Origin of the sequence: Streptomyces geranii (genome assembly GCF_002954775.1) — a bacterium.
Taxonomy (GTDB): domain Bacteria; phylum Actinomycetota; class Actinomycetes; order Streptomycetales; family Streptomycetaceae; genus Streptomyces; species Streptomyces geranii.
In genome coordinates this window covers 21,576-35,759 of record NZ_PJME01000005.1, presented here as the reverse complement: position 1 = coordinate 35,759, position 14,184 = coordinate 21,576, and the positions used below count along the sequence as shown (strand labels likewise).

The 14,184-nt window shown below is 71.3% G+C and carries 13 protein-coding genes; 5 read left to right on the top strand and 8 right to left on the bottom strand.

The genetic code is table 11. From position 1 onward, the window contains the following. Positions 1–54: 54 nt before the first annotated feature. The 3 genes from CW359_RS09135 to CW359_RS09120 all read right to left on the bottom strand — a co-directional run bounded on the left by CW359_RS09135 (position 55) and on the right by CW359_RS09120 (position 3,312). The gene (locus CW359_RS09135; protein WP_105969311.1) at positions 55–1,545 is read right to left on the bottom strand and encodes an MFS transporter; all 1,491 of its coding nucleotides are present in this window, start codon (positions 1,543–1,545) and stop codon (positions 55–57) included. 83 nt (positions 1,546–1,628) lie between these two features. Further along, positions 1,629–2,363 (bottom strand): maleylpyruvate isomerase family mycothiol-dependent enzyme, encoded by a 735-nt coding sequence (locus CW359_RS09125; protein ID WP_105969582.1) that lies wholly within the window; start codon positions 2,361–2,363, stop codon positions 1,629–1,631. 70 nt (positions 2,364–2,433) lie between these two features. Then, complete coding sequence (locus CW359_RS09120; protein ID WP_105969310.1) at positions 2,434–3,312, bottom strand: alpha/beta fold hydrolase; 879 nt, start codon at positions 3,310–3,312, stop codon at positions 2,434–2,436. 163 nt (positions 3,313–3,475) lie between these two features. Here CW359_RS09120 and CW359_RS09115 point away from each other — a divergent pair, with 163 nt between their 5' ends. Both CW359_RS09115 and CW359_RS09110 read left to right on the top strand, forming a co-directional pair. Next, a complete protein-coding gene (locus tag CW359_RS09115; protein ID WP_105969309.1) occupies positions 3,476–5,104 on the top strand; it encodes a glycoside hydrolase family 43 protein in 1,629 nt (542 codons plus the stop codon). 124 nt (positions 5,105–5,228) lie between these two features. Further along, positions 5,229–6,026: a VOC family protein gene (locus CW359_RS09110; RefSeq protein WP_105969308.1), complete on the top strand. Its 798-nt coding sequence runs from the start codon at positions 5,229–5,231 to the stop codon at positions 6,024–6,026. 66 nt (positions 6,027–6,092) lie between these two features. Here the strand turns inward: CW359_RS09110 and CW359_RS09105 are convergent, their stop codons facing one another. The 4 genes from CW359_RS09105 to CW359_RS09090 all read right to left on the bottom strand — a co-directional run bounded on the left by CW359_RS09105 (position 6,093) and on the right by CW359_RS09090 (position 9,947). Continuing rightward, entirely contained in the window at positions 6,093–7,307 is a 1,215-nt protein-coding gene (locus CW359_RS09105) for an MFS transporter (protein ID WP_232838315.1), read from the bottom strand. 140 nt (positions 7,308–7,447) lie between these two features. Beyond that, positions 7,448–7,753, bottom strand: a complete 306-nt coding sequence (locus CW359_RS09100; protein ID WP_105969307.1) for a hypothetical protein — start codon at positions 7,751–7,753, stop codon at positions 7,448–7,450. Further along, positions 7,750–8,388 carry a SigE family RNA polymerase sigma factor gene (locus CW359_RS09095; RefSeq protein WP_198655154.1) on the bottom strand — a complete coding sequence of 213 codons (639 nt, stop codon included), beginning with the start codon at positions 8,386–8,388 and terminating at the stop codon, positions 7,750–7,752. Before CW359_RS09095 ends, CW359_RS09100 begins: the two co-directional genes overlap by 4 nt. Beyond that, on the bottom strand, positions 8,385–9,947 hold the full coding sequence (locus CW359_RS09090; protein WP_105969306.1) for a sodium:solute symporter family protein: 1,563 nt from the start codon (positions 9,945–9,947) through the stop codon (positions 8,385–8,387). The genes CW359_RS09095 and CW359_RS09090 overlap by 4 nt, the downstream gene beginning before the upstream one ends. Before the next feature lie 169 nt (positions 9,948–10,116). On the opposite strand from CW359_RS09090, the gene CW359_RS09085 reads away from it, so the two are divergent. The 3 genes from CW359_RS09085 (at position 10,117) to CW359_RS09075 (ending at position 12,831) form a co-directional block, all read left to right on the top strand. Continuing rightward, entirely contained in the window at positions 10,117–10,338 is a 222-nt protein-coding gene (locus CW359_RS09085) for a DUF3311 domain-containing protein (RefSeq protein WP_105969305.1), read from the top strand. Positions 10,339–10,453: 115 nt separating this feature from the next. Next, positions 10,454–12,634: a carbon starvation CstA family protein gene (locus CW359_RS09080; RefSeq protein ID WP_105969304.1), complete on the top strand. Its 2,181-nt coding sequence runs from the start codon at positions 10,454–10,456 to the stop codon at positions 12,632–12,634. Continuing rightward, positions 12,631–12,831: a YbdD/YjiX family protein gene (locus CW359_RS09075; protein WP_105969303.1), complete on the top strand. Its 201-nt coding sequence runs from the start codon at positions 12,631–12,633 to the stop codon at positions 12,829–12,831. Before CW359_RS09080 ends, CW359_RS09075 begins: the two co-directional genes overlap by 4 nt. A 113-nt stretch (positions 12,832–12,944) precedes the next feature. On the opposite strand, the gene CW359_RS09070 is transcribed toward CW359_RS09075, so the two are convergent. Continuing rightward, positions 12,945–14,102, bottom strand: coding sequence for an ABC transporter substrate-binding protein (locus CW359_RS09070; RefSeq protein ID WP_232838314.1), 1,158 nt, complete (start codon positions 14,100–14,102; stop codon positions 12,945–12,947). Positions 14,103–14,184 lie beyond the last annotated feature (82 nt).

The following is a 14,184-nucleotide window of genomic DNA, read 5'->3' as shown; positions in this document are numbered from 1 at the left end:
GGAGCCCGGCCGGGCAAGCCACCGGCCGGGCACGGAAGTTGGACAGGTCTCTTCCTAGTCGCGGGCGGCCACGCGCTCGGTCGTCGTCGTGTCCTCCTGCCGCTGAGGGGACTTGGCGACGACCACGGACTGCCCGGGGCGCCGGGTACGCAGTCCGGGGAGGGTGACCAGCAGGCCGGCGAGGGCGATGCCCGTCACCACGATCAGACCGGGGCGGTAGGCGTCGAGGACCGCCTGCGGCGAGGGGTTGTCCGGGGTGCCCGCGGTGACCACCGCCGTCACGACGGCCAGGAAGATCGCGCCGCCGACCTGGACCGAGGTGTTCAACAGGCCGGAGACCATGCCCTGTTCATGGTCGTCGACGCCGTTGGTGGCCTGGATGTTCAGCGAGGGGAAGACCAGCGCGAAGGCCCCGCCGATCAGCAGCATCGACGGCAGGATCAGGGTGGCGTAGCTCGGGTCGAGGCTCACGCGCAGGAACAGGGCGTACCCGGTGATCATCAGCGCGAAGCCCGCCACGATCAGCCGCTGGGTGCCGAACCGGTCGACGATCGCGCCCATCTTCGTCGCCGACAGCGCGACGACCGCCCCGGCGGGCAGGAAGGCGAGCGCCGTGTGCAGGGCCGACCAGCCGAGCAGCGACTGGAGAAACAGGGTGACCAGGAACTGGAATCCGACATACGAGCCGAACAGCGCCATCGCACCCAACTGCGCGCGGATCTGAGGCCCTGAGCGCAGCACGCCGAGCCGGATCAGCGGGCCCGCGGAGCGCTGTTCGACGCGGACGAAGACGGTCAGCAGTACGGCGACTGCCAGGAAGGAGAGGAGCGTGCGGGCCGAGGCCCAGCCGGCCTCGGGAGCCTGGACGACCGTGAAGACCAGCAGCAGCATCGAGGCGGTGCCGAGGATCGCGCCGGGGATGTCGTAGCCGTCGTGGTCCTTCTCGCGTTCGCTGCGCGGCAGCAGCTTGAGGCCCGCGATCAGCGCGAGCACGGCGACCGGCGCGGGGAGCAGCATGGTCAGGCGCCAACTCGCCTCCGTGAGCAGGCCGGAGAGCACCAGGCCCATCGAGAAGCCGGTGGCCGCGCAGGTGGTGTAGATCGACAGGGCCCGGTTGCGCAGCGGGCCCTCCGCGAAGGTCGTCGTGATGATGGACAGGCCCGCCGGGGCGGTGAAGGCGGCGCTCAGGCCCTTGATGAAACGGCTGGCGATCAGCAGCGGGCCCGAGTCGACGAGCCCGCCGAGCAGCGAGGCGAGCGCGAAGACGCCGAGTGCCACCAGGAACACCTGGCGGCGGCCGAGCAGGTCGGCGGTCCGGCCGCCGAGGAGCAGGAGGCCGCCGTATCCCAGGATGTAGCCGCTGACGATCCACTGCAACGTCGAGGTGGAGAGGCCGAGTTCGGAGCCGATGGAGGGGAGCGCGACGCCGACCATCGACACGTCCAGCGCGTCCAGGAACATCGCTGCGCAGAGCACCAGCAGGGTGCCCCAAAGGCGGGGAGTCCAGCGTCCGTCGGACGCCGGGGTGGTGAGCGGAGAGGTCATGACGGCGACAGTACATGCACATGCATCGAATGTAAGTGCATTTAATGTTGATGCAACAAATCTCGGCTCGGTGTCGGTCGCGGTCAGATGACGGCGGACTTCTCCTTCCAGAGCGCGGCGAGCGCGGGGTCGCCGGTCACGGTGGGGAACGGCCGCCGGTTCCACAGGGCCAGGTAGAGGGCGGCGGCGGGGCCGGACAGCTCGCAATCCGCTTCCGGACCGGTGGTGCGTTCGGCCGCCGGCGGTTCCGACGACAGTCGTACGGTCCACATGGCGTCGTCCCTGTCGGTCACCCGGACCCGCAGTGTCCGGGGCTCGTCCGTGCGGACCCGGCTCTTCGGGCGGGCGTGGAAACCGCGCAGCAGCTCGTCGATACCGTCCACGGCGAACTCCGGGTCGAACGGGGTGGGTGCGAGGCCGAGGGCGGACTCGGCGTCCACCCGGTGGACGGCCGTCTCATGGGCCTGCCGACGGGCCCAGAACGCGAGGGGCGAGGCGGCGGGCAGGAAGCTCCAGCACTCGACGTCGGGCGGGGCCGCGGCGAGGGTCTCGACGAGGGTGCGATGGCCCTCCCGGAACCAGGTGAGCAGCGCGCCGTCGTCGAGGTCGGGCAGGTCGCCGAAGGGGGAGGGTGACGTGTGCCGTTCGGCGACGAACCCGGTGGCCCAGCGGTGCACCACGCCCGTGTGCAGCACCAGGTCGCGCACCTGCCAGCCAGGGCAGGTCGGCACCTCGGCGCCGGTACCCGCCCGTTCGGCGGCATCGGCGAGCAACTGGCCCTCCGCGTCCAGGAGTTCGACGAATCGCGCGGTCTCGATCGATGCGGTCGAGTTGGTCGAGCTGGTCGGTCTGGTCAATGCGGTCTCCATTCGGGGATGTGGTGGTTCGCTAGCTCAGGAAAGCTTCGGTGGTCGCCGTGAACCGTTGCGCGTCGTCGAGCCACGGGAAGTGTCCGGCGCCCTGCTGGACGGCCAGTCGGGCCTGCGGGAACAGTGCGGAGACCTCGGTCACCGCGGGCGGCGGGGAGTTGAGGTCGGCCTCGCCGGCCAGTACCAGGACCGGTGCGGTGAGCCGGGCGAGGGCTGCCCGGGTGGCGGGCGGGTCGAAGGCGTCCTCGGCGGCGAAGACGGCTGCCGCCTCGTCGTTGCGCTGGTGGTCCTCCGCGGCCCGGTGGGCGCGGGCGGTGTCGTCCCAACGGCCGTACCAGAAGGGGGCGATGGCCTGGAAGGTGTCGGCGTCCGGCCGTCCGGCGACGAGCGCCTCCAGGGCCGCGAGCGCCTCCGGGGCCGCGAGCGCCTCCGGGAACCACGGCTCGTCCTGGCGCAGCCGTGCCGTCGCGATGCGGACGTCCCCGGTGACGGTGATGCCGAGGGCCGCCACGCTCGGGGTGATCAGCACGAGCCTGCCGACGCGTTCGGGATGCCGGGCCGCGTAGAGCAGGGCCAGGTTCGTACCGGCGGAGTGGGCGAGCAGGTCCAGCCGGTCGAGGCCCAAGTGCTCGCGCAGCGCCTCCACATCGTCGACGAGACGGTCGCAGCGGTACGACGCGGGGTCCGCCGGTACCGCCGAGCGGCCGGTGCCCCGGAGGTCGAGCATGATCAGGCGCCGGTGCGCGGACAGACCTCCGAGGTCCCCGAGATAGACGGAAGTCTGCATCGGGCCGCCGGGCAGACAGACCAGCGGCGGCCCGGTCCGATCCTCGCCGAGTACGCGACAGGCCAGCTCGGTTCCGTCGTATGCGGAGAAGGACGGGGTGAGGGCAGACATGGTCGTGACTCTCGCAGTGGTGTTCCGGCCCGGCAACCGGGTTTCGCGGCGCGAGGGCGGGTAGCCGCCACAGGACAGGGCAGGGCAGATCGTTGCTTGCGAACGTGTTCGACACTACGGTCCCCCTTGATCATCCGATCTTCGGCAAGGGGAGTGAGCGTTCATGGGGCAGCCGACCGCGCGGGTCGTCCGTAATCCCGTCCTGGCCGGCTCGCACCCCGATCCGTCGATCGTCCGGGTGGGGCGGGACTTCTACGTGGCCACCTCGACGTTCGAGTGGTATCCGGGCGTACGGCTGCACCACTCCCGCGACCTGGTGCGCTGGCGGTCGCTGGGCGGGGCGCTCGACAGCACCCGGCTCCTTGAGCTGACCGGGCGGCCGGACTCCGGTGGCGTGTGGGCGCCGAACCTGACCCACGTCGACGGACTGTTCCACCTCGTCTACAGCAACGTGTCGACCTACGCGGGCGGCTTCACGGACAGCCCCAACCACCTGACGACCGCCCCGTCGATCGAGGGCCCGTGGTCCGACCCCGTACCCCTGCACGCGCGTGGCTTCGACGCGTCGCTGTTTCATGACGGGGAAGGGAGTTGGCTTGTGAACATGGTTCACGACTGGCGTCCGGGGCACGGCGGTTCGGCGGGCCTGGAGGCGACGCCGTACGATCGTGCCACGCGCCGCCCGACCGGCGATCCGACGAGGATCGTGCTGCCGCCGCAGGCGGGCTGGATCGAGGGCCCCAACATCTACCGGCGCGGCCCCTGGTACTACCTGCTGACCGCCGACGGCGGCACCGGCTACGACCACCAGGTCACCGTGGCCCGCTCGCGCACCCTGACCGGCCCCTACGAGCGCGACCCCTTCGGCCCGCTGATCACCGCCCGCGACCACCCGGACCTGCCCCTGCAGAAGGCCGGGCACGGCAGCCTGGTGGAGACGTCCGGCGGCGAGTGGTACATGGCGTATCTCGTCGCCCGGCCGCACGGCCGCCACGGGCCCTGCGTACTCGGCCGCGAGACCGCGCTCACCCCCGTCACCTGGACCTCCGACGACTGGCCCCGCACCCCGACCGGCCTGCCCGCCGTCGAGGTCCCCGCCCCCGTCCTGCCGCTCGCGGACGACGCTCCGCCGGGGAGCACCGAGGTGCGCCCGCGCGAGTACGACGGCTTCGACCGGCCGGCCCTCGGCCCCGACTGGTCCACCCTGCGCCGCCCGGCCACCCCCGACTGGCTCTCGCTCACCGAGCGCCCCTCGCATCTACGGCTGCGCGGCGGACGCTCCCCGCAGAGCCTCACCGGCGCCAGCCTGGTCGCCCGCCGGGTGACGGCGGCACGCTGTGCGTTCGAGGCGACGGTGGAGTACCGGCCGTACGGCGTCCAGCAACTGGCCGGGATCACCGCGTACTACAACTCCCGCGCCTGGTACTACCTGCACCTCACCGCCGACGACCAGGGCGACACGGTGCTGCGCGTGGCGAGCTGCGACCGGGGTGCCGTCAGCGTCGACGAGGCGGGCGAGGTGCGCCTCGGCGACACCACGCGGCTCCGGCTCGGCGTCGACCTGGACGGCGGCACGCTCCGCTTCCGGTACGACACCGGCCCCGGTTGGCGTCCCGTCGGCCCGTCCCTCGACGCCACCGTCCTGTCCGACGAGCACGCCGAGGAGATCGTGGACGGGCGGATCCGGTCCCTGGGGTTCACGGGGGCGTTCGTCGGGCTGTGGGCCTGGGACCTGAGCGGTGCGGGCCTGCACGCCGACTTCGACGAGACCATGTACCGGGCGGCCGGCTGATCCGCCGGGACCCTGCACCCGGAGCGTGCGGCGCCTCTTTTCCCAGCTCACGGCAGCCGACGGGCGATTGTCAGTGCCGGGTGTCAGGCTGGTGGTGGCACAAGGACCTGCGAAGGGAATCACCGTGATCACCACTGACGCTGCTCCCGGTTCCCCCTGCTGGCTCGACCTCGGCACCCCCGATGTCCGGGCGACCGCGGCCTTCTACGGCGCGGTGCTCGGCTGGGAGTACGAGTCCATGGGCGGCGGCGAGGATTTGGACGGCGGGATGTTCCGCAAGGACGGCAAGATCGTCGGCGGGCTCGGCAGACTCACCGAGGAGGGTGCGCGCTCGGCCTGGATGATCTACTTCACCGTCGCCGACGCGGACGCCACGACCCAGGCCGTCGAGCGAGCGGGCGGCACGGTGCGGGTGGCACCGAGAGACCTCGACGACTGGGGTCGGATGGCCCAGTTCGACGACCCGCTGGGCGGCCAGTTCGCGATCTGGCAGCCGGGCAAGAACGCGGGCTTCGAGCTGGCCGACGAGCCCGGCTCGCTCTCCTGGACCGAGCTGTACACGCTCGACGCGGCAGCCGCCCAGGAGTTCTACGGTGGTGTCTTCGACTGGCGGTTCGGCGACATGCCGATGCCGGGCGGTGGCGGCACGTACACCTTGATCACCCCGGCCGGGCTGCCGGAGGAGCGTATGCAGGGCGGCCTCATGGAACTCCCCGCGGAACACCTCGCGCTGGCCGGCGGGCGGCCGTACTGGCATCCGGTCTTCAACGTCGTCGACTGCGACGCGGCGGTCGCCAAGGTCACGGAGAACGGCGGCAGTGTGCAGATGGGGCCCGATGACGCGGAGGGGGTGGGGCGGCTGGCCGTCTGCCTCGATCCGTCCGGCGCGGACTTCGTGGTGCTGACGCCGTCCGAGAGCTGAGCGTGCCGGGGGCGGACCTGAGGGCGCTCCTGCGCCCGGACAATACGGGCCGACGTGCGCGGGGCGTCAGCGCTCCGCCGCACTTCGGGTGGCGAATCCGATGACGGCTGCCGTGGCGGCCAGCGCCGCGACGCTGGTGAGGGCGACGGGCAGGGAGAACCAGTCCGCCATGAACCCGATGGCGGGCGGGCCCAGCAGCATGCCGCCGTAGCCGAGGGTGGACACGATCGCGACCCCGTCGGGGCCGGCCAGCGCGCCCGCGCGTGCGACGGCGACCGGGAAGAGGTTGGCGAGACCGAGCCCGGTGACGACGAAGCCGAGGAGGGCTGCCCACAGAGTCGGCGAGAGGGCGCCGAGGAGCATGCCGACGGCGGCGATCGTGCCGCCGGAGATCAGGGTGCGGGTCTGGCCCAGCCGTTCGAGCAGCCTCGTGCCGGTGAGCCTGCCGATGGTCATGGCGAGCGCGAAGCAGGAGTAGCCGACCGCCGCGACGCCGGGGGAGGCGTGCAGATCCTGTTCGAGGTGCAGGGAGCTCCAGTCGGCCAGGGCTCCTTCGCCGTAGGCCGTGCACAGGGCGATCAGCCCGAAAACGATGACGAGGGCTCGCGTGTGCCTGTCCAGGCGGCGGGGCTTCGGCTCTTGCGGCGACGCGCTCTCCGCTGGTGCTGGTGCCGGAGTCGGGGGCGGGATGCGCAGCAGGGTGCGGCCCGCCACGGCGGTGACGAGCAGGCCGATCACGGTGAGGCCGAGCAGGTGTCGCGTCGGGGACAGCACCCCGGCCACCAGCCCGCCGAGACCGGCGCCGATCATGCCGCCGAGACTGAAGGCGGCGTGGAAGCTCGGCATGATCGGGCGGCGCAGCGCGGTGACCAGGTCCACGGCGGCGCTGTTGAAGGCGACGTTGATACCGCCGAAGGCCATGCCGAAGATCAGCAGGACGGCGCCGAGTGCCAGGGCGGAGTGGGTGAGCGGCGGCAGGGCGACGCTGAGGCAGAGAAGGACGGCACAGGCGACGGTGACCCGGTGGTTCCCGTAGCGACGGCAGAGGCGGCCGGTGAGGATCATCGTGACGACCGCTCCGCCGGAGACCCCGAGAAGGGCGAGGCCGAGGGCGCTGGCGGAGGCGTCCGTCTGCTCCTTGATGGCCGGGATGCGGACGACCCACCCGGCGAAGACGAAGCCGTCGAGGGCGAAGAAGACGGTGATGGCGATACGGAGGCGGGTGAGCGTGCTGTCGGGGGTGGTGCTGTCGTCCGTCCGGTATTTGTATATCAGCGGCACAAAGTCAGGCTAGGTGGGTGCGACGAGGGAGGGCAAGGGAGCGTCTCGGCCGACGGTAGGGAACGGCGGTAGGGCTGTCGGTCGGCTGCTGCGCCGTCGTGGCTGGTCGCGCGGTTGCCTGCGCCCCTTTGGGGCGCGAATCAGGGCGCGACCCCCGACACCCCACCCGGCACGACCGGGCCCTCGGTGCCCGAGAAGATGACCCCCGGTTCGGACGGGGCGTGGTTGAGGACCCACAGGCCGATCAGGGTGGCGAAGGTGAAGACGACGGCGATCAGTACGGCGAGGACGAGCCGGCGGCGTCGCTCCCGGCGCAGCCAGTCGCCGCGTGCCGTGCGGTAGGTGTCGGGGGTGGGAGCGGCACTCACTCCGCCGGCCAGGGATTCCAGGGCGGCCCGCAACTCCCGTTCCATGCGGTCCTGTTCAGTGAAGTGATCGTTGTTCATCGCCGTGTCTCCATCGCCTGGGTGAGAGCGGCGATGCCGCGTGCGGTGTGCGTCTTGACCGAGCCGCAGGAGATCCCCATCGCGGCGGCGATCTCGCTCTCCTTGAGGCCCAGCCAGTGCCGCAGGACCAGCGCCTCCCGCTGCCGGGCGGGCAACTGCTGGAGGGCGCCGATCAGTACGCGCTGGTCGTCATGGAGGAGAGCGGTGCTCTCGGCGGACGCGACCGAGTCGTCCGGCGGGGGCGGGTTCTCCACATGCCGCCGGGCGACCTGGAGGTGACGTATGCGCATCCGGGTCAGATTGCACACCGTGGAGCGCAGATACGCCTCCGCCGCTCCGGTCTCCCGCAGTCGGCGCCACTTCCGGTAGAGCTGGTAGTAGGCCTCGGCGACCACGTTCTCCGGGTCGTCGGCGCCGAGCAGGACGGCCAGTCGCAGCATCGAGGAGTAGTGCAGCTCGAACAGGCTGGCGAGGGCCGCCTCGCGTTCGAGGTCGGCCGGATCGCCCACCACGGGCGCCAGGACCTCGTTCGAGGCGGCGGGCCGGGGAACGGCTGCCGAGGAGACGGCCGGTTCGGTCAGGGCGGCGGGCCCCGGTGGCCGCACCGGCAGGCTGGTTGGCTGTCTGCGTCTCACGGGTTGTTCACTCCCGTCTCGGGGCGCCGCCTGACGATCAGGCGGGACGGCAGGTCGGTCGCGTCGGCGCCGCGTGGGACACCGAGGCGTTCGAGGGCCGCCGTGCCGAGGACGGCGACGGCCAGATTGAGCAGAAGGGCGGCCAGACCGGCGTAGATCTGGAGCGGCTGGTCGCCGGCGCCGAACGGCACGATGGACGAGAAGCCCTCGCGCACCACCATGAACGTGCCGACCGCCATACCGGTGGCCCACCCGGCGAGCAGCGCGCGCGGATGCAGTCGGCCGGTGTAGAGCCCGACGGCGACGGCCGGGAAGATCTGCAGGATCCAGACGCCGCCGAGGAGTTGGAGGTTCACGGCGTCCTGGTCGCGCAGCCCGAACACGAAGGCGACAGCCCCCACCTTCGCCGTGAGCGACACCGCCTTGGCGATGCGCACCTGCCGCTTGGGCGTGGCAGTTGGGTGCACGTACTCGACGTACACATTGCGTACGAAGCTGGTGGCGGCGGCGATCGACATCACGGCCGCCGGGACCAGCGCCCCCACGGTGATCGCGCCGAACACCAGACCCGCCAGCGGCCCCGGCATCAACTCGTCGACCAGCATCGGGACGGCCGCCTCGGCACCGCCCTCCGGGGCCTGGACCCCCGCAGCCAGGGCCGCGATGCCGAGGAAGCCGAAGAGCGCCAGCAGCCCCGTCCACGCGGGCAGTGACACGGCGACCTTGCGGATGGTGCGCGTGCTGTCGGCGGCGAAACCGGCGGTGAGGACGTGCGGGTACATCAGCAGGGCCAGGGCCGAGCCCAGGGCGAGCGTGGCGTAGGCGGGCTGTTGCTCGGGGGAGAGGAGGAGGGGCGAGTGGGCGGCGTCCGTGCCGCCCAGTCGGCGGGCCGCTCCGTCGAAGACCGCGCCGGGGCCGTCGAACCGGTCGAGCACCAGCCAGCAGACGGCGGTCAGCGACACGAAGACGGCCACCGCCTTGAGCGCCGAGATGACGGCCGGCGCGCGCAGCCCGTGCCGGTACGTCGCCACCGCGAGCCCCGCGAACAGCGCCACCATCACCAGGTCCCCGGCGGCGCCCCGAGGGTAGAGGCCCCCGGCCGTCAGCACCGCCCGTATGCCCAGCAGTTGCAGCGCCAGATACGGCATCGTCGCGAGGATGCCGGTCAGCGCGACCACCAGGGCCAGTGGCGGCGAACCGTACCGGCCGCGCACGAAGTCGGCGGTCGTGATGTAGCCGTGCCGCCGGGCCACCGCCCACAGGCGGGTGAGGAGGACGAAGGCCAGCGGGCAGACGATCACCGTGTACGGGACCGCGAAGAACGCAGACCCGCCATTGCCGTACGCCAGTCCGGGGACGGCGGTGAAGGTGTACGCGGTGAAGATCGTGCCGCCGAGCAGCAGCCAGGTCCACACCGGGCCGAGGCTGCGGTCGGCCAGTGCCCAGCCCTCCAGCGAGGGCAGCCGGTCGCTGGGGCGCAGGCGGCGCGCGGTCACGGCGAGCAGCGACGCCCCGCCGATCACGGCGAGGAACGTCGCGGTCATGGCGCTGTCCGCCATGGGTCACCGTCCTTGGTGTGCCTGTAGCCCTCGCCGGAGAGTTGCGCGGGTGGCCGTTTCGGAGGACAGGGAACCGACGGGAAATCTTCACGAAATTCGCTGTCAACCACATCCGGCGAGTGGGCAACTCTTGCACAGACCCACAGCGAGCGGGAAGGGAGCACAGGTCATGGCACGGACCGGACACCGACGGCTACGGCGCGTCGTCGTCGCCCTGCTGCTCCTGGCGCCCGCGGCCGGGCTGCTGTGGGTCCCCTGGTACGCCGGTGCGCGCCCGCAGCTCGCCGGGATGCCCTTCTTCTACTGGTACCAGCTCGCCTGGGTGCCGGGCTGCGGGCTCTGCCTGCTCGCCGCCTACGCGCTGACCAGGGAGGAAGGGCGCGACCCCTGACCGGGTCGGCCCACCGCCGACGTCCCCTTCGCCGAGCCGCGCAACCTTCGCTCCCCAGCCCAACCCCAGCTTCACTCATCGCCGTTCACCCGTCACCGTCAGGTGAGGAGCCGCCATGTCCGCTTCAGCCATGCCCGAATCCGCTCTCCCGGCACCGGAAGGCCCGCCGGAACCGCCGTCGGGGTCCTCCCGGATGAGCCCGCGCTCGATCCTGCTCTGGACGACCGTCGCCCTGGTCGGGGCCGTCGGCTGGGGCGTCCTCGCGCTGTCCCGGGGCGAGGAGATCTCCGCGGTCTGGCTGGTGGTGGCCGCCCTCGGCTCGTACGCCATCGCCTACCGCTTCTACTCCCGCTTCGTCGTCCGGCGCGTACTGAAGCCCGACGACCGCCGGGCCACCCCTGCCGAACGCCTGGAGGACGGTGTCGACTTCCAGCCCACCGACCGCCGGGTCCTCCTCGGCCACCACTTCGCGGCCATCGCGGGCGCGGGGCCCCTGGTGGGACCGGTGCTCGCCGCCCAGATGGGGTATCTGCCCGGGACCCTGTGGATCGTCGCCGGTGTGATCTTCGCCGGGGCGGTGCAGGACATGGTGGTGCTGTTCCTGTCCATGCGGCGGGACGGCAAGTCGCTCGGGCAGATGGCCCGGGACGAGATCGGCAAGGCCGGTGGCGCGGCGGCGCTGATCGCTGTGTTCGCCATCATGATCATCCTGCTCGGGGTGCTCGCCCTGGTCGTGGTCAACGCTCTCGCCCACTCACCGTGGGGCACCTTCTCGGTCGCGATGACCATCCCGATCGCCCTGTTCATGGGCTTCTGGATGCACGTCGTACGCCCCGGACGCGTCGTCGAGACCAGCCTGATCGGTGTCGCCCTGCTGCTGCTCGCGATCGTCGGCGGCAGCTGGATCCAGAACTCCTCGCTCGCCGACACCTTCACCCTCAGCCCGACCACCCTGGTCTTCTGTCTGGTCGGCTACGGCTTCGTCGCCTCCGTGCTCCCCGTGTGGATGCTGCTCGCGCCCCGCGACTACCTCTCCACCTTCATGAAGATCGGCACCATCGCGCTCCTCGCGGTCGGCGTCATCGTCGCCGCGCCCGTCATGCGCGCGGAGGCGGTGAGCGACTTCGCCTCCTCGGGCGCGGGGCCGGTCTTCGCCGGGTCGCTCTTCCCGTTCCTCTTCATCACCATCGCCTGCGGCGCCCTGTCCGGTTTCCACGCGTTGGTCGCCTCCGGGACCACGCCGAAGCTGATCCAGAAGGAGTCGCAGGTCAGGATGATCGGCTACGGCGCCATGCTGATGGAGTCGTTCGTCGCGATCATGGCCCTGATCGCCGCCGCCACCCTCGAACCCGGCCTGTACTACGCGATGAACGCCCCCGCCGGACTCCTCGGCACCACCGCCGAGTCCGCCTCCCAGGCGGTCGCGGGCCTCGGCTTCACCATCACCCCCGACCAACTGACCCAGGCTGCCAAGGCAGTTGAGGAACAGACCCTGATCGCCCGCTCCGGCGGCGCACCGACCCTCGCCGTCGGTATGTCGGAGATCTTCTCCGGGGTCTTCGGCGGGACCGCCCTCAAGGCCTTCTGGTACCACTTCGCGATCATGTTCGAGGCCCTGTTCATCCTGACGACGGTCGACGCGGGCACCCGGGTCGGCCGCTTCATGCTCCAGGACATGCTCGGCAACGTCTGGAAGCCCATCGGCCGGGTCAACTGGAAGCCCGGAATCTGGCTGTGCAGCGGAATCGTCGTGGCTGCCTGGGGCTACTTCCTCTACACCGGCGCCACCGACCCCCTCGGCGGAATCAACCAGCTCTTCCCCCTCTTCGGCATCGCCAACCAGCTGCTCGCCGCCGTCGCCCTCACCGTCTGCACGACCGTACTGATCAAGTCAGGACGACTGCGCTGGGCCTGGGTCACCGGCGTTCCGCTCGCCTGGGTGGTCGCGATCACCTTCACCGCGGGCTGGCAGAAGATCTTCTCCGACGACCCCAGGGTCGGCTTCTTCGCCCAGCGCGCCAAGTACGCCGACGGTATCGACGCCGGCCAGGTCATCGCGCCCGCCAAGTCCCTCGACGACATGCACACCGTGGTCACCAACTCCACGGTCGACGGCGTCCTGATCGCCCTGTTCCTGCTGCTGGTCACGGTGGTCATCGCCAACGCGGCCGTGGTCTGCGTCCGGGCCGTACGCTCGCCCGACCCGCTCCCGACGACCGAGGCGCCGTACGTCGAGTCCCGCATCCAGCTGCCGGAGCAGGCATCCGCCGAGCCGCTGGTGGGGACCCGCTCATGACGGTTCGGCAGCGGGCCGGGGCCGTGTACCGGTACCTGCGCTGGTATCTGCGCGAGCTGACCGGCGAGGCGGAGTACGACCGCTACTGCGAGCGCCGCCGCGACCACCACCCGCACGACCCGGTGCCGACCCGGCGCGAGTACGAGGTCCTGCGCACCCGGCACCGGGAGACCCACCCCCAGAGCCGCTGCTGCTGACACCCTGCCCAACCGCTTGCCCGACCCCGTGCTCCCACCCCCTCGCTCCCGGCCCCGGCGGATCGACGCCGGGGCCGGGAGCGCTCAACGGCCGCTCACCGGGGAGGAGTTGCTCAGCCGCGAGCCGGGGGCGTGTAGAAGTCGCCGACGGACGTCCAGACGCCGTTCTTCACCTCCACCCGCTGCACACTGCGCGTCCCGAGATGGTCGCTCGCGCTGAACTTCATCACCGGCGACACCCCCGGATCGACGGAGGACGCCTTCGCGTACGCCGCGCTGATGGCCTGGGACGTGACATCGCCCTTGATGGTCTTGGCGATCTGGGCGAACACCTTCGCGTTGCTCCAGCCCCACAGCGCGAGGAAGCCGGCGTCCTGACCGGGCTCGTACTTGGCCATCGCGGTACGGAACTCCGCCACCGCCGGGTCCGGGTCCGAGGGCGCCTTGACCAGCTGCACGGCCTTCAGGCCCTCGGCGGCGTCCTTGGCCAGCGAGACCGTCGACTCGGCGGCCACCGGCGCGTAGGCGTAGGTGGGCAGGTCAAGGCCCTGGAGCTTGGCCTCCTTGAGGAAGGCGGCGGCCTCGGGGGAGGTCAGGATCAGGATCACCGCCTGGGTCTTGGCGGCCTTCACCTTGCTGATCACCGGGGTGTAGTCGGTGGTCTGGTACTTGACCGGCAGCCGGTCCACCTCCACCGAGGGGTCCACCTTCTTCGCGACCGGCCCGACCTGCTCGGCCACGTTCACGAAGGCGGCCGGGTCGCTGTGCACGACGAGGATCTTCTTCGCGCCGTCCTGCACCGCCCACGCGGCGACGGCGGCGGCCTGGTCCTCGTACAGGGTCTGCGTGCCGAACAGGCCCGCGCGCGGCGGGTCGTACCAGGACTCGCTGCCGCCCACCTCGTTGAGCACCGGGACCTTGGACTGGGTGAGGACGAAGGGGAAGGCGGCCTCCGCCTGGGAGGTGCCGTTCGCGTTCACGATGGCCACCACCTTGTCCTGGCCCACGAGTTCACGCGCGATCTGCACGGTCTGCTGCGGGTCGGCCGCGTTGTCCTTGACCGTCCACTTGACCTTGCGGCCGTTGATGCCTCCGGACTCGTTGATCATCTTGAAGTAGGCGTCGGCGCCCGCCTTCTCGGGCACGCCGTACGAGGCGGTGGCACCGGTGAGGGGGAGCCACGCGCCGATGTGGATCTCCGTCGCGCTGCCCGCGCTGCCTGAGGAGTCCTGGTCGGCGCACGCGTTGGCGGTCAGTGACACGGCGGCCACGACCGCGAGGGTCCCTAGGGTGCGACGAAATCTCTTGGTTGTCCGGAACACGATCCACCTCGTTCATGCTCGTTCATGACGT

Bases quoted from the DNA above. Each gene is read 5' to 3' on its own strand.
- CW359_RS09115 (WP_105969309.1), top strand. From the start codon at position 3,476: ATGGGGCAGCCGACCGCGCGGGTCGTCCGTAATCCCGTCCTGGCCGGC.
- CW359_RS09120 (WP_105969310.1), bottom strand. From the start codon at position 3,312: ATGTCTGCCCTCACCCCGTCCTTCTCCGCATACGACGGAACCGAGCTG.
- CW359_RS09100 (WP_105969307.1), bottom strand. From the start codon at position 7,753: ATGAACAACGATCACTTCACTGAACAGGACCGCATGGAACGGGAGTTG.
- CW359_RS09075 (WP_105969303.1), top strand. From the start codon at position 12,631: ATGACGGTTCGGCAGCGGGCCGGGGCCGTGTACCGGTACCTGCGCTGG.
- CW359_RS09090 (WP_105969306.1), bottom strand. From the start codon at position 9,947: ATGGCGGACAGCGCCATGACCGCGACGTTCCTCGCCGTGATCGGCGGG.
- CW359_RS09135 (WP_105969311.1), bottom strand. From the start codon at position 1,545: ATGACCTCTCCGCTCACCACCCCGGCGTCCGACGGACGCTGGACTCCC.
- CW359_RS09085 (WP_105969305.1), top strand. From the start codon at position 10,117: ATGGCACGGACCGGACACCGACGGCTACGGCGCGTCGTCGTCGCCCTG.
- CW359_RS09080 (WP_105969304.1), top strand. From the start codon at position 10,454: ATGTCCGCTTCAGCCATGCCCGAATCCGCTCTCCCGGCACCGGAAGGC.